The organism is Salinicola sp. LHM, from assembly GCF_034479735.1.
In the GTDB taxonomy this organism is placed as follows: domain Bacteria; phylum Pseudomonadota; class Gammaproteobacteria; order Pseudomonadales; family Halomonadaceae; genus Salinicola; species Salinicola salarius.
Map to the genome: position 1 here is coordinate 607,923 of NZ_CP140261.1, position 19,741 is coordinate 627,663.

Genomic DNA, 19,741 nt, shown 5'->3' on the forward strand with positions numbered 1-19,741 from the left:
CTCGCCAAGTCGTCAGCTTGCCAGGTCGCCAGGTCGTCAACTCAAGAGACCGGCTTCACCTGCCAGTCGAACGATCTCGTCGCGGCGCCCTTCGAGCGCGTCGTCGGCGTAGGCCTCGGCCACTCCCTGCCCCCAGACCGGGCCCGGCCAGGCGGCATCGCCCTGAAAGCGTACGATCACGTGCAGATGGAGCTGCGGCACCAGATTGCCCAGCGTGGCGACGTTCAGCTTGTCGCCGCCGTAGTGGCGCATCATCGCCTGGCCCAGTCGAGTGGCTTCCTGCCACAGACGCGCCTGATCGTCCGGAGACAGATCGTAGATCTCGACGACATCGTCGCGCTGCGGGACCAGAATGATCCAGGGGTAGCGCGCATCCCGGCTCAAACGGACCTGGCACAACCGCAGATCGATGACATGGACACTATCCTGCTGCAGGCGTGCGTCGAGCGTGAAGAGGGACATGGCGGCTCCGGTTGGAAGGCGACGAAGAACAAGGTCGAAAGAGAGGGTTCGAGGCGCCACTTTACGTCGCTGCCATGAGGGCGTCGAGTCGCGCGGCGACCGCGGGAACGGTGGTAAGATTTCGGCGTTGCCGCCGTGATAGCGGTAAGCGCTACCGAAAGGCGGCCCTGTAACGAGGATAGGACGATGAAAGCTGGATGGGGATGGCTGGCCATTGGCTGCCTGTTATTGACACTGAGTGCCTGCAACACGATGCATGGGCTGGGCCAGGATATCGAGCGCGGCGGCGAGAAGATCCAGAACGCTTCCCGCTAGGGTCTGTTGACGTTTCAGCGCGAACCGCGTTGCTGCGCCAAATGGCGCCAGGCCAGGCGCGGGATGCAGAGAAGGGTGGTTCCCTTTTCCAATCCCGCAACGCCGCATGGCGCCATTTGCCGCGCAACCCGAAGGGCCGGGCCAGTTTTTGCACGGTGCTGCGTTATTCGTCGTTCATTTGGAATGACCAAACTACGCTCCTCACGCCTTGCCCCGCACAAAAACTGGCTCCGGCGCGGCCGTGCATGAAACGTCAACAGACCCTAGGCCCGTTGCCGTCTCGGCGCGACCCACGTTGCCGTGCATGAAACGGTGATAGGCCGGCAGTTTGGAAGCGAAATCCGACAGTTAGACAAGTCGTATTGCGCGTTTTCCATGACTTTCTGCTACCTTGATGACAGGCCGATAACAAAACGGCCCGGATGAGCCAAGAATTCATCCGTCTAAAACGTTAAGGAGGACGACACCATGAAACGCCTGATTGCTTTCTCTCTGTTCGCACTGTTCAGCGCCGGTATCCTGGCGGGATGCAACACCGTCGATGGCGCTGGCAAGGACGTCGAAGCCGGTGGCGAAGCCGTACAGGACGCTGCCAGCTGAGTTCACAAACGCCCGATCCCGAGGATCGGGCGTTTTGCCATTCCGCCTTGCCGGAATATCTTGTCTGATGAATATCTTGCCTGACCTCGTCCACGTCATCCCCGCCTCTCGCAACGCACCCGTGACCCCATGATCTCGTGATAAAGTGGAGCCGTGCTTCCTCCCTGACGCGTCGATGGAACGGAGTCATGCATGACATCGTCTTCCCAGTCATCTCTGTCTGATAACGATCCCGTGGCGATCTTCGATGACGCCAGTGCCTGCTCCCTCGATACGCTTCCCGGGCCGCAGGAGTCTCCCGTCTCCATCGTGTTCAACGACACCGCCTACGCCACCGTGCTGGCGACGCCGGGCCAGCTCGAAGCGCTGGCGGTCGGGTTCGCGTTCAGCGAGGGCGTGATCGATCGCTATGCCGATGTCGGCGCCATCGAGATCGAGACCAGCCGCCACGGTTTCCGGGTTCGTCTGCGGGTTGCCGACCGGATCGCCAGACGCGCCGGCAGCCAGGCGCGGGCAACGCTGTCGACCAGCGGCTGCGGCGCCTGCGGCGTGCAGGAGGAGTCGCAGTTGCTGTTTGGCCTGACCCGTCTGCCCGACGCGGCGCTGCCGGAAGTCGATACCCTCGCGTCGGGCCTTGAATCCCTGCGCACCGAATCCGCCCCCGGCATGCACCTGGCCCTGGGGCTTTCCCAGGCGGGCACGGTCGCTACGGTCGGCCGCGATATCGGGCGGCACAACGCCCTGGACAAGGTGATCGGCGCCAGCCTGATCGCCGGCATCCTGCCGGCGCTGGTGATGACCTCCAGCCGCTGTAGCCTGGAGCTGGTTCAGAAAAGCGTCAGGGCGAAGATCCCTGCCTTGGCGACGCTCTCCTATCCCTCCCGTCTCGCGGTCGAAGTCGCGCGCAGCTGCAACCTGACGCTGATCAACTGCCATCGTGGCAAACGGCTCGAGCTGTTGAGTCGTGGCGATGGCTGAGCCACGGTTCGGCGGAACCGATGAGGGTCGATGAACATCGATGAGCATGCGAACTATTTTGCTGCATGCTATGCTGTGGCCCCCTGATACGACGTTGCCCTCATCGTCTTCTCGGCATTCGACAGCTTCCGAGGCACGAGTGTCGTCAGCGCTCCGCTGGAGGTCGCCCTATCGCCTGTCGGCCGGCAGCGTCGATCCGGTCAGCGTTGAAAGCCAGCATCGTTCGAGACGAGATCAGCAAGCATTGCCGCCAGCCGAAGACGCGCTCGGCCAACCCCGAACACGCCTGCTCCTGACGTTTTCCTGATCGAACTTGTTACCATTGACGACCGAGTGTCATTGCGCTCACGCCCCGAGCCTGCAAGCATTCGTGATTGTCGTCCGATCGTTTCCCGGGAGGAGAAACATGTCCCAGCCCCGCCAAGAATCCAGCCAGAACGCGTCCGGCGCCGATATCATCCCGCCGGATGCGAAGATCTTCGACTATCACAACCCGGCGGGCGGCTGGGGCGCGCTGAAGTCGGTCGGCAAGCATCTGTTGCATAGCCGTTCGCCGGCCCTCAATGCGCGTTCGCTGTTCAAGCTCAACCAGCCGGATGGCTTCGACTGTCCGGGGTGTGCCTGGGGCGATCCGGAGCACGGCTCCTCTTTCGAATTCTGCGAAAACGGCGTCAAGGCGGTGACCTGGGAAGCGACGGCCAAGCGTGTGACTCGCGAGTTCTTCGCCAGACACAGCGTCAGCGAACTGAAGACCTGGGACGACTATCGGCTCGAGGACCAGGGGCGGCTGGTGGAGCCGATGCGCTACAACGCCGACACCGACCACTACGAGCCGATCGCCTGGGACGACGCACTCGAGATGATCGCCGCCGAGCTCAAGGCGCTGCCCACGCCGGACGACGCCATCTTCTATACCTCCGGCAAGGCGGGCAACGAGTCCGCCTACGTGTTCCAGCTGCTGGCGCGCCTTTACGGCACCAACAACCTGCCGGACTGCTCCAACATGTGCCACGAGGCCAGTGGCTCGGCGATGAACGCGGCGCTGGGTACCGGTAAGGGCAGCGTGCTGCTGGAAGATTTCGAGAAGGCTGAGGCGATCTTCGTCTTCGGCCAGAACCCCGGCACCAATCACCCGCGTATGCTGGGCGTGCTGCGGGAAGCCGCGGAACGTGGCGCGACTATCGTCACCTTCAACACGTTGAAGGAGCGCGGACTCGAGAAATTCGCCGACCCGCAGAAGCCCTTCGAAATGCTGCACAATGGCAGCCACCGCATCAGTTCCCACTATTTCCGGCCCAAGCTCGGCGGTGATATGGCGGTAGTGCGTGGTATGGCCAAGGCGCTGTTCGCTCGCGATGCTGCCGGAGAGAACGTGCTCGATCACGACTTCCTGGCAGCCCATACCGCTCATTTCGAGGCCTATCGCGCTCGTGTCGAATCCACCGACTGGGCGACGCTGGAAGCCCAGTCCGGTATGACGCGCGACGAGATGGAACAGGCTGCCGAGCTCTACGCGCGCTCCAACGCCACCATCGCCTGCTGGGCAATGGGGATCACCCAACACGAGCACTCCGTGGCGACCGTGCGCGAGATCGTCAACCTGCTGATGCTGCGTGGCAACATGGGCAAGCCGGGCGCCGGCCCGTCACCGGTTCGCGGTCACTCCAACGTGCAGGGCGATCGCACCATGGGAATCTTCGAGAAACCCTCGAAGGCCCTGCTGGACGCCCTTGAAGCTCGTTATGCCCGACCCATGCCGCAGGAATTCGGCGTGGACTCGGTGGCCGCGGTCAAGGCGATGCGCGATCAGCCGGGCAAGGTATTCATTGGTCTGGGAGGCAACTTCACCCGCGCGATTTCCGACAGCGTCGTCACCGAGAAGGCGATGGCCAACTGTCGGCTGACCGCGTTCATCAGCACCAAGCTCAACCGCAGCCATCTGATCACCGGCGAGCAGGCGCTGATTCTGCCCTGCATCGGGCGTACCGAGATCGACGCCAACAGTGCGGGCAAGTCGCAGCTGATCACGGTGGAAGACTCGATGAGCATGGTGCACGGCTCCGCCGGAATCAATAAACCGGCAGACAAGTCGCTGCGCTCCGAGATCGCGATTCTCACCGGTATCGCCGAACGCTTGTTTGCAAACGAAGAGCGCGGTAACGAGGGCGTCGATTGGGCCGCGATGCGCGAGGATTACGACGTCATCCGCGAGCACATCGCTGCGGTCATCCCCGGTTTCGACGACTTCAATGCCCGCGTGCGCGCGCCGCGCGGGTTCTGGCTCGCCAACCCGGTGGCCCGGCTCGAATTCGGCACGGCGACCGGCAAGGCCGAGTTTTCCGATGACGCGCTGCCGACGGCGGTCATGCACCAGCGTCTCGCCTCGCGCGAGGGTTGGCTGACGCTGCAGACGATGCGTTCACACGATCAGTACAATACCACCGTCTACGGCTACGACGACCGCTATCGCGGCATCGAGGGCGGCCGGCGGGTGCTCTTCCTCAACCGCGACGACATCGCGCGTCTGGGCTTCGAGGCCGGGCAGTGGGTCGATCTGATCGGTGAATCGGACGATGGCGTGACGCGGCGCGTCGAGGGTTTCAAGATCATCGCCTACGACACGCCCCAGGGCTGCGCCGCTGCCTACTATCCCGAGACCAATCCGCTGATCCCGCTCGACCACAAGGGCGACTTCAGCCACACGCCGGCCTCCAAGTCGGTCGCCGTCAGACTCGAGGCGAGCACGCGGCTTGCCTGAGCTTCCTGACCTGGTCGACCTGCAGCGCCAGTGGCAGACGCTGCAGGTCGAGCATCCCCAGCTCGAGCCGCTGGCAGCCCTGGTGCTGGTGGCGCTTCGTCGATCCGACGCGTCGACTGAAAGCGGTGTCTCCTCGGCACTGCTGTCGCGACGTCTGGGTATCGAGCACGCCCTGATCCGACGCGCCGCGACCGAACTCGAAAGCGGCGGCTGGATCCTGACCCGGTCGGCTGGCGGGGCCAGCCCCGCGCTGCGGTTGATTTTATTGCCCGTTTGCTGACTCAATGCCGGTATCGACGATTGTCGCGATCACCATAGAACGCGATCGCCAGAAAACACGATCACCGGAGAAGAGGGAGCGTTACATGCCAGACAATCATCTGCAGGGACGAGTCGCGGTGGTGACTGGCGGCGGCGTGGGTATCGGTCATGCTATCGCCAAAGCACTGGCGGCCGCCGGGGCACGAGTGGTGGTGACCTATCGCTCTCACGAGCCTGATTCAGAAGCGCTGGCGGCGCTGACGTCCAGCAGCGGTGAAACGGCGCTGGCCCAGCCGCTGGACGTTACCGACGAAGCGGCCGTCGAGAGCTTCGCGAGCTGGCTGAAAGAGGAAGTCGGCGGTATCGATATCCTGATCAACAACGCCGGCGGGTTGATTCAGCGCTCGACCATCGAGGAGATGCCGTTCTCGCTGTGGCGCCAGGTGCAGGCGCTCAACATGGATTCGGTTTTCCTGGTCACCCACCATCTGCTGCCGCTGTTCCGCGATGGCAGCGGGCGCATCGTCACGGTGTCGTCGCTGGCCGGACGCAACGGCGGCCATCCCGGTGCGACGGCCTACGCCACCGCCAAGGCGGCGCTGTTCGGCTTCACCCGCGGGCTGGCCAAGGAAGTGGCTGGCCGAGGCATCACGGTCAATGCGCTGGCGCCGGGCTTCATCGAGGCGACGCCGTTCCATGCGACCTTCACCACCGACGAATCCAAGCGCGCCACCATCGAGACGATCCCCGCCGGGCGCGCCGGTCTGCCCGAGGACGTCGCCTCGGCGGCAGCCTGGCTGGCGAGCGACGGCGCCGCGTTCGTCTCCGGCACCATCGTCGATATCAACGGCGCCCAGTACTTTGGCTAAGGGCTTTGGCTAAGGGCTTTGGCTAAGGGCTTTGGCTAAGGGCTGTGGCTAAGGGCTTTGGCTAAGTTCAGTCGCCGAGGCCAAGTTCAGCCGCCAAACGAATAACGCCGCTCCAGCCGCTCGAACAGCAGGTCGGTGACGATCGCCAGCAGGCCGACCAGCAGCGCGCCCTGGATGACGTAGGCCAGGTTGTTGCCGACCAGCCCGGCGATCAGCGGCGTACCGAGGCTCTTGGCGCCGACGGTGGAGCCGATGGTGGCGGTGCCGATGTTGACGATCACCGAAATGCGAATGCCGGCGATGATCACCGGCATCGCCAGGGGCAGCTCCACGCGGCGCAGAATCTGCCAGCGGTTCATGCCGTTGCCGCGGGCGGCCTCGAGCGTGGTCCGGGGCACCGTGCCGAGACCGGCGATGGTGTTCTGGATCACCGGCAGCAGGCCGTAGAGCGAGAGCGCGATAATGGTCGGAGCGAAGCCGAAGCCGGCCAGCGGCACGGCAATGGCGAGTACCGCGGCGGGCGGGAAGGTCTGGCCGATCGCGGCCAGCGACGACACCATCGGCTCGAACTCGCGCCCGACCGGGCGGGTCACGAACAGGCCCGCGGCGACGCCGATCGTCACCGAAATCAGCGACGACATCAGCACCAGCCCGATGTGCGCGAGCATCAGGTTGAGGAAGCTGTCCCGGGCGTAGAGCGGGTTGCCGAGGTCCGGGAACAGCGCCCGGAACAGCGGCTCCAGCTGGCCCATGCCCAGCGTCAGGCCGATCAGCAACACGATCAGTACGCCCAGCACCCCGTTCCCGGCGGAGGCGGCGCGTAGCCGCCGTGCCCCGTGGATCGCGCCGTTCATGAAACCTCACTCCCCGCTTCCGCCTGAATCCCCATGATGCCCTGCATGCCGATCTCGCCGATCAGCTTGCCCGCGTCGTCGACCACCGGCAGTACCATCACGCGATACCACACCATGCGGGAAAGCGCCTCCTTCATGCTCATCTCGGGCGTGGCGGTCCACTCGGCCTTGACCGGCGTGATGCCATGGTCGTCGTCCAGCCGCGCGCCTTCGAGGGCAACCGGCCGGCCGGCGTCGTCGAGCTGCCAGCAGTGATCGAGACCGGGAAGGGTGGCGTGGTGTTCGAGACTCGGTGGCCGTTGGTATTGATGCACCCAGCGCCTCGAGAGCAGCTTGAGGCCGAGATCCGCCTGGCCGATGAATTCGCGCACGAAGTCGTCCGCAGGCTTCACCATCATCTCGATCGGGCGGTCGTACTGTACCAGCCGGCCGCCGTTGAGCAGCGCGATGCGGGTCGCGAGCTGCAGCGCCTCGTCCATGTCGTGGGTGACGAAGACGATGGTCTTGCCGGTCTGCTGGTGGACGCGCTTGAGTTCCGCCTGGAGCACCTCGCGGGTGAGCGGGTCGACCGCGCCGAAGGGTTCGTCCATCAGCAGCACTTCCGGATCGGCGGCCAGCGCCCGGGCCACGCCGACACGCTGCGCCTGCCCGCCGGAGAGCTGATGCGGATACTTGTGGCGGAATTCGGCGGGATCGAGATGGAACATCGCCATCAGCTCGTCGACCCGGTCGTCGATACGCGACTTCGGCCACTTCAGCAGCTGCGGCACGGTGGCGATGTTCTGGGCCACGCTCCAGTGCGGGAAGAGCCCGGTCGACTGAATCGCGTAGCCGATCCGCCGTCTGAGCTGTTCGGCCGGCAGATCGGTGACGTCGTCGCCATTGAGAATGATGCGGCCGCCGCTCAGGGGGACCAGGCGATTGATCATCTTCAGCGTGGTCGACTTGCCACAGCCTGATGGCCCGATCAGCACGCCGAACTCGCCAGTCTCCAACGTCAGCGAGACGTCATCGACGACGTTCGTGCCGGCGTAGGTCTTGGTCAATCCTTGCAATTCAATCATGGATCTTTCCTGATCAGTGCCTGAAACGGCGTCAGCGAGTGCCGGATGGGCGACTCAGACTGACCAGAATCTGCAGCACGAAGTCGGCGATCACCGCCAGCACGATGGTCGGGATGGCCCCCAGCAGCACCAGATCGATGGCGTACTGGCCCAGCCCCTGGAAGATGAAGGCGCCGAAGCCGCCGGCGCCGATCAGCGCGGCGACCACCACCAGGCCGATCGCCTGAACGGTGACGATACGAAGCCCCGAGAGGATCACCGGCAGTGCCAGCGGAATCTCCACCTGCCACAGTATCTGGCGTGGCGTCATGCCCATGCCGCGAGCCGCTTCCAGTGCACCGCTGGAGACGCCGGCAAGGCCGGAGTAGGTGTTGCGCACGATCGGCAGCAGCGAATAGAGCACCAGCGCGATGATCGCCGGCGCCACGCCGATGCCGCTCACACCCAGCTCGCCCAACCACGGCACGGCGCGGCCGAGCGCCGAGAGCGGCGCGATGAGCAGCCCGAACACGGCGATCGAGGGTAGTGTCTGGAAGACGTTGAGCACGCTGAACAGGCCGTTGCGCAGGCGGGCGCGACGATTCGCCAGCAGTCCCAGCGGCAGGCCGATCAGCAGGGCAGGCAGCAGGGCGCCGCCCACCAGCAGCAGGTGGCGAATGAGCTGGTCGACGAAGTTTTCCTCCTGATTGCCGAACTCGCGCATGATCGACAGCGGCGCGAGCAGTTCACCGGAGAAACAGACGCCGATCACGGCCAGAGCCAGCGCGCCGTACAGCGCTCGCCGGGTCAGGCCGAGACGCAGTCGCTGCAGGGCATCGATGGCGATCAGGGCAGAGACAAGAAGCAGGATCCAGAAGGTCGCGCCCTGGGAAACGCGAGCCGCCGGCGAGGCGTCGACCAGCGCGCGATGGGCGTAATCCCCGAGGCCGTAGAAATCGAGCGCCAGCAGCGGCAGCGTGGCGGCCAGCGCGAGCCATTGGGAGGCGCGTGGCCCCATCGGCTTCGCCAGCGCCGCGATCAGCAGGGCCATCCCGATCAGCGCAAGGGCCGCGAGCTGCCAGCTTGCCAGCGCCTGCCAGAGCATCACCGACTGCCCCGAGGCCAGCCGGTTGGGCGAGAGACTGGCGAAGGGCAGCAGCCCGACGCTGGCGACCGCGGCGACGAGCAGCGTCATCAGCACCCGATTGCCGACCCATCGTTGGCTTGCGGCTGACGCCATGATCGAGTTCAGTCCAGCAGGCCTTGTTCGGTGAGATAGTCGTGGGCGACCTGATCCGCCGGCAGGCCGTCGACCTGGATCTCGCCGTTCAGCGTCTGCAGCGTTTCACGGTCGAGCGATTCGAACACCGGTTTCAGCAGCTCCTCGATCTGCGGATAGGACTCGAGTACCGACTGGCGCACCACAGGAGCCGGTTCGTAGACCATCTGCACGCCCTGGGGATCGTCCATCACCTTGAGCCCGGCGGCGGCAATGGCGCCATCCGTGCCGTAGACCATCGCCGCATTGGTGCCGCTGGTGCCTTCGGCCGCGGCGCGGATCGTCGCGGCAGTATTGCCGCCGGAGAGCACCAGCAGCTGGTCTTCGCCGAGCGTGAAGTCATAGGCGCGCTGGAAGCTCGGCAGCGCCGCGTCGCTTTCGACGAATTCCGCCGAGGCGGCCAGCTTGATCTCGCCGCCGTCGCTGACCCACTGGCCGAAGTCGGCCATGGAGGAGAGATCGTTTTCATCGGCCAGATCCTGGCGCACGGCGATCGCCCAGGTGTTGTTGGCGGGTGCCGGAGTCAGCCACGCCAGCTGGTGCGCTTCACTGTCGGCGGCCTTGATCTTCTCGTAGCCTGCCTGCTCGTCCTTCCACGCCGGGTCGTCGGTGGTATCGGTGAAGAACGCGCCGTTGCCGGTGTATTCGGGGTAGAGATCGATATCGCCGGCCACCAGCGCCTGGCGCACGATGTTGGTCGGGCCGAGCTGCAGACGGCTCTCCACCGGCAGGTCGGCGTTTTCCAGTACGTCGACGATCATGTTGCCGAGCAGCGAGCCTTCGGTATCGATCTTGGAGGCGACGCGAATCGGCTGCTGGTCGTCCTGCGCCATGGCCTGGCTCATGCCCAGGCTGACGGTCATCGCCACGGCGGCAACGGAAGTGAGTAGACGGGGGAGCGAGTGGGACATGGCGGCGTTCCTTTGCGATCGATGAGCCCAAAGCTCGGTTGTCGAGCTTGCAGACTCGATTGTTGTGGGCGTCCGTCCGGGACGGCTGTTGTCGAGGGCCAAATGATGAACCTGGTCAGGCCAAGGTTTGAGTCTAGCGATACTGCGCCCGGCCGACCAGCCGATGCCGAGCCTGGCGCTAGCTGCTAGGATGGATTCATCCGAAGTGGATCCAATGAGGAGTAGGACATGAAGTTTCCTGGTGCGGCGTTGATCGTGAGCGGTTTTCTACTGGCGGGTTGCAGCACCGCGCCCAAGCCCGACGAGGCGCCTCGGCCGCCGGACGTGAAGCCGGTTCCCGAAGATGCCTGCGGTGCCCAGACCGTCGGCAGTCTGGTAGGGCAGATCCTGACGGACGATCTGCAGGCGCATATCGCGGATCGCTCGCGTGCCGCCGAGATCCGGGTCATGGAACCTGGCAAGGCTTACACGATGGATTATCGTTCAGAACGACTCAACATCAAGGTCGACGATCAGCGCATGATCACGGATATCACCTGTGGTTAAGCGCTAGAAAGGAATATTTCGAGGGCCGGCCAAAGACCGGCCCTCGACGTTTCAGGAATCTGCCAGCCAGTGGCGCTCCGGCAGATCGGACAGCCTCTCGAAAGACGTTGCCGCAGCATTCAAAGGAGACCCCATGTTACGCACCGAGATCCTCAACGAAGGCACGCTGCACTGCTTTCCTCGCGGGCTGAAGTACGAAAACGGCTCGCTGGTCAACGTCGAAGTCTCGGCCGTGGTCTTCGACGGCGAGCGTCTGATTCTGGCCAGCGACAAGCCGATCCCCGGCGACGAGCGTTCCGCGGCGTTCGCTTTCGAGTTGATCGATGGCTTGCCGGATCCGGACAGTATCCAGTACCTGACCGCGGATGCCATCCGGCACGCGGTCAAGTACGAGGATTTCGCCCTGACCGTCGATGGTCGCTATATCCTGGCGACGACCGGCTTCGACCGCATCGACGACGAGAGTCACGCGCTCAATGCCTACAACCATCTGCTGGTCTGGCCGGTGGGCGAGCCGGATCGCGTCCAGGTCGTGGACCCGGATCCGCGCGACGGCGTCGGGGGCTCGCTGGAGTTGCGGCGCAAGCTCGATGAAGCGATCGGCCTGCCGTATTACAAGATCGAAGGGCTGGCGGCGGTCCCGGCGCTGACCGACCTTGGCGAAAAGTGCGATGGTCTGCTGCTGTTCGGCGTGCGCGAACAGGGTCAGGCCTACGACGATTTCGAGTACGTGGCACGCTTGGTGGGCGTTCACTACCGCATGACGGCCGACGGCAACCTCGAGTTCGTCGACAAGCTTTGCGAGCGCTATCGCTTCGAGCCCTCGGAGTACGCTGGCGTTCGTCATGTCTGCGGGCTTTCGAGTCTCGAGTACGACCCCTACAACGATCGCCTCTACCTGATGGCGAGTTTCGAGATCGAGGACGAGGCGGGTGAGCAGACCGGTGGCTATCTGTGGTCGATGCCGCTGGCCGATCTGACTCGCGGCGTCAGCCCGTCGATCGTCGAGGACGCCCATGGCGAGGTGCTGGAGTTCGAGCACAAGGCGGAGGGGCTGGCGGTGCTCGATACCGAGCGGCTGTTCGTGGCTTACGACAACGACCGCGACATGACCCTGGGGCGGATCGACGAGCGTGACGCACGGGAAGCGTGCGAGGCGCCCTATACCGTGCTGCGGATCATCGAGTGACGCCGAAGGCGCCGACGGTCTGACGCCTGACCGACCAGGTCAGGCGCCGGGCTCGCGACTCGGACGAGCGTCGTGCCGTGTCCGAGGCTCGCTGAGCTCGCTTTTCCAGCGCTTCACGGCGACCTGCTCTTTGAGCAGTTCCAGCATGTCGATCAGTACCTGCTGGGTGACCTTGTCGGTCCTGTCGTCGACCTGGAGCCAGGCATCGACGCCGCTGCCGACCAGATCGGTCATCAGCGAGTGGAAGTGGGGCGAACGCAGGCCGTCGACGGCCTCGTGGACCACGCGGCTGGCGATGTCGCTCAGGCTGCGCTCGATACCCTCGGCGACGGCGTCGCCCATGGGTAGGCTGCGCAGGCGACGCAGCTCGTCGTTCTCCGCCATCGTTCTGCTCACCAGCGCGGCGACGTAGCGGTGAACCTGCTGATGATTCTCCGCATAGCCCTTGTCGATCGTTCGCTCCAGGCGTGCGGCGATCTCGTCGACCAGCGCAGCCTTGCGCGGCTGGATCACCTCGGTCGAAATACGCTGGGTCAGGTGTTCGCTGTTGCGGATCTCGTCCTGTATGTCACCGAGCAGGTTGATGGCGACGCGATCGGAAATCTCCTCCATCAGCACCCCGTAGTAGGTACGGTAGAAGCGATAGAGGCGCCAGCGGGTGATGTCGATCACGCCCAGGCGCTGCAGACGTATCAACAGCGAGATGATACGCAGCACGCGCAGCAGCCGGAAGCCGGCCAGCGGAATGCAGCCGAGCACGTCATACCAGTGCACGAACGGATAGAAGAACCACCGGGCATAGCGCCGTTGGGCGATGGCGATCGCCCAGCCCAGCAGCACGTCGAGCATGAAGATGGCGACGAAACAGAGGTCGATCTCGAAGAAATTGGCCCGGATGGTCGACGCGTAGGCGTCGTGCAGACCCGGCGCCACGGCAGCGAAGGCGGCATTGAGCGGCGGAATCAGGAACAGGCTGTCGAACAGCAGCAACGCCAAGTTGATCGCCACCAGGATGACGACGGCGAAATCCCAGATCATCAGCATCCGCTCGCTGAGGAGGCTGAGCCGCCGTGTGGCGCGGGGTTGGCGGGAGCGGGTCTCAGGCATCGAACGTCCTTGTTCGCAGGGGCTGTGGTCGAGGTGCATTGATGGCACGATTGAAGCGCCATTCAGGCGTCGTCAGGCAGGGACGGCGCCGGTCTAGCCGTCGAGCTGGCCGCTCGGGTACGCCTTGAGGTGTTCGGCCATGGCGTTACGTTCTTCTTCCGCTTCCTGCTTGCGCAGTTTCTTGCGTAACGCGGCCTTCTCGAAGCGTAGCTTCTGCAGCGGTGTCTTCAATTCCAGCGCCGGCACGGGGACCGGTTTGCCGCTGCTGTCGACGGCGACCATGGTCAGGTAGCAGCTGTTGGTGTGTCGGATCACCCGCTCCTGGATCGATTCCGCCAGCACCTTGATGCCGACTTCCATCGACGAGCGGCCGACATGATTGATCATCGCCAGGAAGGTGACCAGCTCGCCGACGTGGATCGGCTGCTTGAACAGCACCTGGTCGACGGAAAGCGTCACCACGTAGCTGCCGGCATAGCGGCTGGCACAGGCGTAGGCGACTTCATCGAGTTTCTTGAGAATCGCCCCGCCATGCACCTTGCCACTGAAGTTGGCCATGTCGGGGGTCATGAGTACGGTCATCGACAGCTCGTGCTGACGAGGCAGGTCATCGGGCGTCACGGTATCCTCGGAATCCAGTGCAGACAAATCCAGTACAGGAATGATTGTGCGCCAGATGTAACACGTTTCACCGCGACTGCCCATCAATCGGCTCGATAGTCGAACCGCCGACCGGGTTCATGCAGGCCGCTTTCGGCGGAACCTAGAGCAGGGTCAACCCAAGGCCGATCACCACCCCCGTGACCACCAGCTGGATCAGACAGAATCCCATGATGTCCTTGGCATTGAGCCCGGCGATGGCCAGCACCGGCAGCGCCCAGAACGGCTGCAGCAGATTGGTCCACGCATCGCCCCAGGCGACGCCCATCGCCACGCGCGAGACATCGGCGCCCAGCGCTTCGGCGGCAGGCAGCATGACCGGCGCCTGCACCGCCCACTGGCCGCCGCCGGAAGGGACGAACAGGTTGACGATGCCGGCGCTGATGAAAGACCAGAACGGCAGAGTATCGGCATTGGCGATGGCAACGAACAGCTCGGAGAGCGACTGTGCCAGGCCGGACTGCATCATGATCCCCATGATGCCGGCATAGAACGGGAACTGGATCACGATGCCGGCGCCGCCCTTGATCGCCTCGTTGAGACTCGCGAGCAGGCTGCGCGGCGTGCGGTGGAGCACGATGGCGAGTGACAGGAACAGGAAGTTGACGCTGTTGAGGTTGAGCCCGCCGCCAGCGAAGAAGAAGTAGTGAACCAGATAGAGCAGGCCCGGAACGCCGACCAGCATCGACAGCAGGGTGCTGTTTTCCAGCCGGTCCGCCGGGCGCTCGATGGCGTTGCGGTCGGGGCTTTCCGGCTCTGCGAGCTGCTCGCGGCTGACGAAGACGCTCTCGTCCTCCGACGGCATCATCCAGCGATTGATCAGCGGCATGATCACGAACAACGCGACGACGATGATCAGGTTGTAGCCGGCGAAGATGGTCTGCGAGGTGGGAATGATCCCGATCTGGTCCTCGCTGAAATGTCCCGGCGTGGCGATGGTGAGCGGGATCGAGCCGGCCAGGCCGCCATGCCAGACGACGAAGCCGGAATAGGCGCTGGCGATCAGCAGGCGGTAGTCGACCCGGATCTGTCGCGCCAGCGCCTTGGCGAACAGCGCGCCGATCACCAGGCCGAAGCCCCAGTTGATCCAACTGGCGGCGAGAGAAACCAGAGTCACCAGGATGATCGCGCTGGCAGGCGTCCGGGCGGTAGCGGCGAGCCTGTCCAGCAGGCGCTTGATCGGCGGTGAGTTGGCGAGCATGAAGCCGGTGACCAGCACCAGCAGCATCTGCATCGAGAACGACAGCAGCCCCCAGAAGCCGTCGCCCCAGTACTGCATCACCGCCAGTGGCGAGCGCTGCTCGAACAGCATCGCCGCCAGCGCCGCGACGATCGTCAGCAGCAACACGAAGATGTAGGGGTCGGGCAGGTAGCGCTCGACCAGCTTGACCGCCGGGCGTGAGAGACGCTGCAACATGATGGGGTCACTCGTTGGAGAAAAGGTAGCGCGAGCCTAACGCATCCTTCGATCCGTCATCAGTCAACCTTGGTCTAGCGTCTTGATTCCGGGGCGATTTCAGCGCCGTAGGACCAGCGAGTCCGGCGGTAGCGGAGATAGCAGGCACCCAGCGAGGCCGAGCGTACCAGGGTGAACAACAGAAACGAGAACCACAGGCCGTGGTTGCCGTAGCCTTGTGTCAGCCACCACACCGGCAGGTAGAAGGCGATCGCCAGCCAGATGGTGTCGCGCATGGCGCGGCTTTCGGTGGCGCCGATGAAGACGCCGTCGAGTAGGTAGCTCCACACCGCCAGTGCCGGCATGGCGATCATCCAGGGCAGATAGTCGGCGGCCGTGGCGCGCACTGCCGGCAGATCGGTCAGCAGCGATATCAGGCCATCGCCGGCAATCGCGAACAGCAGCATCGATGCCCCCGCCACCAGCAGCGACAGCTTGCCGGCGGCCCGCACGGCGTCGCCGAAGTCGTCCCAGTCCCGCCGGCCCACGGAACGCCCGGTCAACGCTTCGGCCGCGTTGGCGAAACCGTCCAGCGCGAAGGAGGTGAGCATGATGAACTGCAGCAGCACGGCGTTGGCGGCGAGCACGGTGTCGCCGAAATCGGCACCCTGAGCGGTGAAGAACGCCTGGGCGAACAGCAGTCCCAGCGTGCGCACGAACAGATGCTGATTGACGCGGATCAACGCCGAGTAGTGCTGCCACACCCATAGCGCGTGACGCGACAGCGATCCGCCCAACTGGCGGCAGTGGACGGCGACCCGCCACAGGCCGAAGGCCAGCGCGCTGTAGTCGGCAATCAACGAGGCCCAGGCCACGCCGTCGCTGGCCAGCCCGAAGCCGACCACGAACAGCAGGTCGAGCACGATGTTGACGCCGTTGGTGAGCAGCAGGATCGCCAGGGTGATACGAGTCTTCTGCTGGCCGATGAACCAGCCAAGGATGGCGTAGTTGGCCAGCACCGCCGGTGCCGAGAAGATCCGGATATGGGCGTAGCTGGCGGCCAGCGACATCGCCGCTTCGCTGCCGTCGAGCAGCCACAGGCCGAAATTGATCAGCGGTTTCGACAGTACGATCAAGGCCAGCCCGATCGCGACCGCCATCACCAGCGACTGGGCCAGCAGTAGCCTTACGCCGCTGTCGTCCTCGCGCCCGACGGCCTGAGAGGTCAGGCCGGTGGTGCCCATGCGCAGAAAGCCGAAACCCCAGTAGAGAAAGCTGAACAGCGTCGCGCCCAGCGTCACCGCGGCGAGATAGCGTGAATCCGGCAGATGGCCGACCACAGCCGTATCCACCAGGCCGAGCAGCGGTACGGTGATGTTGGAGAGGATGATCGGCCACGCCAGTTTCCAAATATGGCGGGTGGTATAACGTCTGGCGTCGTGATCCGGCTTGCTCGGGGAAGTGTCGGTGCGGCCCACTGGGTGTCTCGTCTCCGTTGGTCGTGTTCGGGCCTTGGCCTTCAGCGGCACGGTGCCGTCGAGCCGGGTGACACAAACGAAAGCGCCGCCGGAAGCGGCGGCGATTCGGTGTCGTGGCAGGCGCGCGGCTGTCAGGCCGCGGTGATGATCCGGTATTTCTCCATCAGTTCGTCCTTGCTCTCTTCACGCTCGGGGTCGAGCGGAATGCAGTCCACCGGACAGACCTGCTGGCACTGGGGCTCGTCGAAGTGACCGACACACTCGGTGCAGCGGTTCGGATCGATGACGTAGATCTCCTCGCCGGGCGAGATCGCATCGTTGGGGCATTCCGGCTCGCAGACATCGCAGTTGATGCATTCATCGGTAATCATCAGGGCCATATCAACGTCCTCGCGACGGGTGACCGCCGTCTGCCGCGAATCGCCGCTGCAGGGCTTCGGCCACGCACGGCGATACATGTTGGGAAACGTCCCCGCCGAGGCGCGCGATCTCGCGCACGAGGGTCGAGGAAATATAGGAGTTCTTGATCTCGGGCGTCAGAAACAGTGTCTCGACGTCCGGCGCCTGAGCGCGGTTCATGTTGGCCAGCTGCATTTCGTATTCGAAATCCGATACCGCCCGCAGCCCGCGCAGGATGATGCGTGCCTGCTGCTGTGCCAGCAGTTCGGTGAGCAGACCATTGAAGCCGATCACCTCGACGTTGGGCCATTCGGCGACCACTTCCCGCGCCAGCGCCTCGCGCTCCTCGAGCGAGAGCGTCGGCTGCTTGCGCGGGCTCTCCGCGACCGCGATCACGACCTTGTCGAAGATCCGCGCAGCCCGATGGATCAGATCGCGATGACCGTTGGTGATCGGATCGAACGTGCCGGGATAGACGACGGTATTCTGCATTCAGAAGGCTCCGCGATGGCCGGGAACGGGGCCGGCGGACGGTGCGAGGCTCGCACGCGCTGCCGTACCCGGACCCGAGACGTTCAAACTCAATCCAGTGTACCGAAAGGATTGTCGACCTTCAGTGACACCGGGTTGGCATAGCCGGGGATGCGGATCGAGTCGCGACCGACTTCCAGCTCCGGCCCTTCCAGCACGCCCTCGCCGAAGCGATAGATGACATCGAATCGCCCGGCATCGGCGGTGGCTTCGTGCTGCGCGGCGGCGGCGAGGGTCTGCTCGCGACGATGCCGCCAGTCGTCGAGCGCGCGCTGGCCGTGGCGCTGGGCCAGCAGGCGTTCGGTGACCTGCGGCGACAGCAAAAGGCCGGTGGCGTTGTTGCCGCCGAAGCCCTTGGCGTTGATGAAGCTGCAGTCGGTCTCGAGCTCGATCGGCGCCTGGAAGAAGCGCAGCCGCTCGGCGTGGACATCGTCGGCGACCGCGTCGAGCGTCGGGATGCCCGGCACCCAGCCGTGGGCGAAGGTGCCCAAGGCACTGGCGATCTGATCCCCGGCGGCGCTGCCCTGGGAGTGGCCGATGAACGCCTTGATCGCGGCGACCGGCCAGTTCTCGATGCCGTTGGCACGCGCCACCTGATCGAAGATATGCGACTCGGTGGTGCGGTTCTTCGGCGTGCTGGTGCCGTGGGCATGCAGATAGCTGCGCTGGCGCACGCTCCGTTCGCCGAGGATCGAGGTAGCCAGCGAGACGGATTTGCCCAGGGTGAGATAGTTGCCGATGCCGGGCGCCGAGATCGAGCGCTTCCAGCCATCCGCGTTGACGTTCACCTCGGGCACGGAACCCAGGATCTGGGCGCCGGTCTCGAGTACCAGCGAGTCGTCCATCAGCAGCACGAACTGCGAGGCTTCGGCGATGGTGAAGCCGCAGTTGCGGGCGAACGGACGGCAGGCGCGCTGGTAGTCCTCGTCGGTCAGCAGCTCGAGGGCGTCGAGCGCCATCAGGCTCTGGTCATCGGCCAGCGCACTCATGGCGCGGAATCCTTCGATGATTTCCGGCGTCACCGGCGCATCGCTGGTGCCGACCATGACGATGCGGCGGCGGCCGTGACGGATATCGTCGATACCCAGGCGCAGGTTGTAGAGGAACGTGGCACAGGCGCCTTGAACCGCGCCGGTTCCCCCGACGCTCCCCAGCACGTAGGCGTTGAGGAAGTCCGCCGGCATCTGGCCGTAGCCCAGTGGCATCTGCTTGGAGGTGGTGCGGCTGCCGGTGACGAAGCTCTTGAGCATGCCGCCCCAGCCGGCGTCGTCCAGCTGGCCGATCGAGTTGCCGGCATAGACGGCGATGGCGTCCGGGTCCACCCGGTCGCGCAGCGACTCCCAGTCGAGCCCGCTCTGGCCGAGGCAGTCGCTGACACCGAAGATCGCCATCGACAGCCCGCGCGGATGATGCACGCTGCGATAGAAGCTGTCGGGCGCGAAGCCTTCCGGCAGGCGGCCGGCAGCGCGCACCAGCGCCTGGCGCCGTTCGGGCAGCAGCGCATCCAGCGTCCCGGCGGGAACGCTGACCTCGACCGTCTGCTTGTCGAGCTCGCGCACTTGCCAGCCCGCGGGCAGCGGCTGCGGCAACTGGCGTCGCGACGCGGTGAAGCGCAAGGGGCTATCGAGCGTCATCCGCACTTCACGGTTGCCGGGAATGCCGGCCTCCCCGAAGGCGTCATCCTCGATGCGACGGATCAGCGTGTGCTTGAGAATGTACTCGCGATAGCGGTTGACGACCGCCTGTTCGCTCAGAATCTCGCCGTCGGCGCTTTGCCACTGGCCGTCCTCCCGGGAGGTGACCAGTTGCATCAGGGTTGCCAGTGCGACAAGCGTACGAGTCTGTTCGGCCGTTGGCAGAACGTCGAGAATCGTGCGGCGGTAGGCCTGGTGCCCGGACGTTCTACCCGCGGCGTTGACGCCGCCCATACCGACGATTACCGGTAAATGTGACAAGCCACGTCCCTCGTGAACATTGGGGGCAATCGGTGAACGATGACATGGGGATGACGAAACTGCGATGAAAGGGCATCCCCGGCAAAGGCTTGCGCTGTCGACCTCGAATCGGCGAAGGGTAGCCCCGAGCCGGTGGAGGAGAGCCCTGAG

General features: G+C 64.7%; 20 protein-coding genes. 8 read left to right on the top strand and 12 right to left on the bottom strand.

Annotated features, from left to right (window positions below):
* Positions 1 to 36: 36 nt before the first annotated feature.
* Complete coding sequence (locus R5R73_RS02955; RefSeq protein WP_322528733.1) at positions 37 to 462, bottom strand: HIT domain-containing protein; 426 nt, start codon at positions 460 to 462, stop codon at positions 37 to 39.
* Between the two features lie 186 nt (positions 463 to 648).
* On the opposite strand from R5R73_RS02955, the gene R5R73_RS02960 reads away from it, so the two are divergent.
* The 6 genes from R5R73_RS02960 to R5R73_RS02985 all read left to right on the top strand — a co-directional run bounded on the left by R5R73_RS02960 (position 649) and on the right by R5R73_RS02985 (position 6,243).
* Positions 649 to 777 carry an entericidin A/B family lipoprotein gene (locus R5R73_RS02960; RefSeq protein ID WP_083387449.1) on the top strand — a complete coding sequence of 43 codons (129 nt, stop codon included), beginning with the start codon at positions 649 to 651 and terminating at the stop codon, positions 775 to 777.
* A 468-nt stretch (positions 778 to 1,245) separates the two neighbouring features.
* Complete coding sequence (locus R5R73_RS02965) at positions 1,246 to 1,377, top strand: entericidin A/B family lipoprotein (RefSeq protein ID WP_071232719.1); 132 nt, start codon at positions 1,246 to 1,248, stop codon at positions 1,375 to 1,377.
* A gap of 192 nt (positions 1,378 to 1,569) precedes the next feature.
* The gene (locus R5R73_RS02970; RefSeq protein ID WP_322528734.1) at positions 1,570 to 2,355 is read left to right on the top strand and encodes a formate dehydrogenase accessory sulfurtransferase FdhD; all 786 of its coding nucleotides are present in this window, start codon (positions 1,570 to 1,572) and stop codon (positions 2,353 to 2,355) included.
* A gap of 406 nt (positions 2,356 to 2,761) precedes the next feature.
* On the top strand, positions 2,762 to 5,113 hold the full coding sequence (locus R5R73_RS02975) for an FdhF/YdeP family oxidoreductase (RefSeq protein ID WP_322528735.1): 2,352 nt from the start codon (positions 2,762 to 2,764) through the stop codon (positions 5,111 to 5,113).
* The gene (locus R5R73_RS02980; protein WP_322528736.1) at positions 5,106 to 5,393 is read left to right on the top strand and encodes a hypothetical protein; all 288 of its coding nucleotides are present in this window, start codon (positions 5,106 to 5,108) and stop codon (positions 5,391 to 5,393) included. Before R5R73_RS02975 ends, R5R73_RS02980 begins: the two co-directional genes overlap by 8 nt.
* Before the next feature lie 85 nt (positions 5,394 to 5,478).
* A complete protein-coding gene (locus R5R73_RS02985) occupies positions 5,479 to 6,243 on the top strand; it encodes a 3-oxoacyl-ACP reductase FabG (protein WP_322528737.1) in 765 nt (254 codons plus the stop codon).
* A gap of 86 nt (positions 6,244 to 6,329) precedes the next feature.
* Here the strand turns inward: R5R73_RS02985 and R5R73_RS02990 are convergent, their stop codons facing one another.
* From R5R73_RS02990 to R5R73_RS03005, 4 genes are read right to left on the bottom strand one after another with little or no spacing between them, the layout of a single operon-like run.
* The gene (locus R5R73_RS02990) at positions 6,330 to 7,097 is read right to left on the bottom strand and encodes an ABC transporter permease (protein WP_110636559.1); all 768 of its coding nucleotides are present in this window, start codon (positions 7,095 to 7,097) and stop codon (positions 6,330 to 6,332) included.
* Entirely contained in the window at positions 7,094 to 8,161 is a 1,068-nt protein-coding gene (locus tag R5R73_RS02995; protein ID WP_322528738.1) for an ABC transporter ATP-binding protein, read from the bottom strand. Before R5R73_RS02995 ends, R5R73_RS02990 begins: the two co-directional genes overlap by 4 nt.
* Before the next feature lie 31 nt (positions 8,162 to 8,192).
* Positions 8,193 to 9,380 carry an ABC transporter permease gene (locus R5R73_RS03000; RefSeq protein ID WP_322528739.1) on the bottom strand — a complete coding sequence of 396 codons (1,188 nt, stop codon included), beginning with the start codon at positions 9,378 to 9,380 and terminating at the stop codon, positions 8,193 to 8,195.
* 8 nt (positions 9,381 to 9,388) lie between these two features.
* Entirely contained in the window at positions 9,389 to 10,330 is a 942-nt protein-coding gene (locus R5R73_RS03005) for an ABC transporter substrate-binding protein (protein ID WP_416221213.1), read from the bottom strand.
* Between the two features lie 228 nt (positions 10,331 to 10,558).
* Here R5R73_RS03005 and R5R73_RS03010 point away from each other — a divergent pair, with 228 nt between their 5' ends.
* Positions 10,559 to 10,876, top strand: coding sequence for an I78 family peptidase inhibitor (locus R5R73_RS03010; protein WP_071232726.1), 318 nt, complete (start codon positions 10,559 to 10,561; stop codon positions 10,874 to 10,876).
* Positions 10,877 to 11,009: 133 nt separating this feature from the next.
* Positions 11,010 to 12,065 carry a hypothetical protein gene (locus R5R73_RS03015; protein ID WP_322528740.1) on the top strand — a complete coding sequence of 352 codons (1,056 nt, stop codon included), beginning with the start codon at positions 11,010 to 11,012 and terminating at the stop codon, positions 12,063 to 12,065.
* Between the two features lie 39 nt (positions 12,066 to 12,104).
* Here the strand turns inward: R5R73_RS03015 and R5R73_RS03020 are convergent, their stop codons facing one another.
* The 7 genes from R5R73_RS03020 to R5R73_RS03050 all read right to left on the bottom strand — a co-directional run bounded on the left by R5R73_RS03020 (position 12,105) and on the right by R5R73_RS03050 (position 19,564).
* Positions 12,105 to 13,172, bottom strand: coding sequence for an ion transporter (locus R5R73_RS03020; RefSeq protein WP_322528741.1), 1,068 nt, complete (start codon positions 13,170 to 13,172; stop codon positions 12,105 to 12,107).
* 93 nt (positions 13,173 to 13,265) lie between these two features.
* Entirely contained in the window at positions 13,266 to 13,754 is a 489-nt protein-coding gene (locus R5R73_RS03025) for an acyl-CoA thioesterase (protein ID WP_110636613.1), read from the bottom strand.
* A 181-nt stretch (positions 13,755 to 13,935) separates the two neighbouring features.
* Complete coding sequence (locus tag R5R73_RS03030) at positions 13,936 to 15,249, bottom strand: short-chain fatty acid transporter (RefSeq protein ID WP_322528742.1); 1,314 nt, start codon at positions 15,247 to 15,249, stop codon at positions 13,936 to 13,938.
* A 74-nt stretch (positions 15,250 to 15,323) separates the two neighbouring features.
* Entirely contained in the window at positions 15,324 to 16,640 is a 1,317-nt protein-coding gene (locus R5R73_RS03035) for an MATE family efflux transporter (RefSeq protein WP_322529553.1), read from the bottom strand.
* A 197-nt stretch (positions 16,641 to 16,837) separates the two neighbouring features.
* Positions 16,838 to 17,086, bottom strand: a complete 249-nt coding sequence (locus tag R5R73_RS03040) for a YfhL family 4Fe-4S dicluster ferredoxin (RefSeq protein ID WP_322528744.1) — start codon at positions 17,084 to 17,086, stop codon at positions 16,838 to 16,840.
* A gap of 1 nt (position 17,087) precedes the next feature.
* Positions 17,088 to 17,597 carry a pantetheine-phosphate adenylyltransferase gene (gene coaD / locus R5R73_RS03045; RefSeq protein WP_322528745.1) on the bottom strand — a complete coding sequence of 170 codons (510 nt, stop codon included), beginning with the start codon at positions 17,595 to 17,597 and terminating at the stop codon, positions 17,088 to 17,090.
* Positions 17,598 to 17,686: 89 nt separating this feature from the next.
* Positions 17,687 to 19,564, bottom strand: coding sequence for a beta-ketoacyl synthase (locus R5R73_RS03050; RefSeq protein ID WP_322529554.1), 1,878 nt, complete (start codon positions 19,562 to 19,564; stop codon positions 17,687 to 17,689).
* Positions 19,565 to 19,741: the final 177 nt, after the last annotated feature.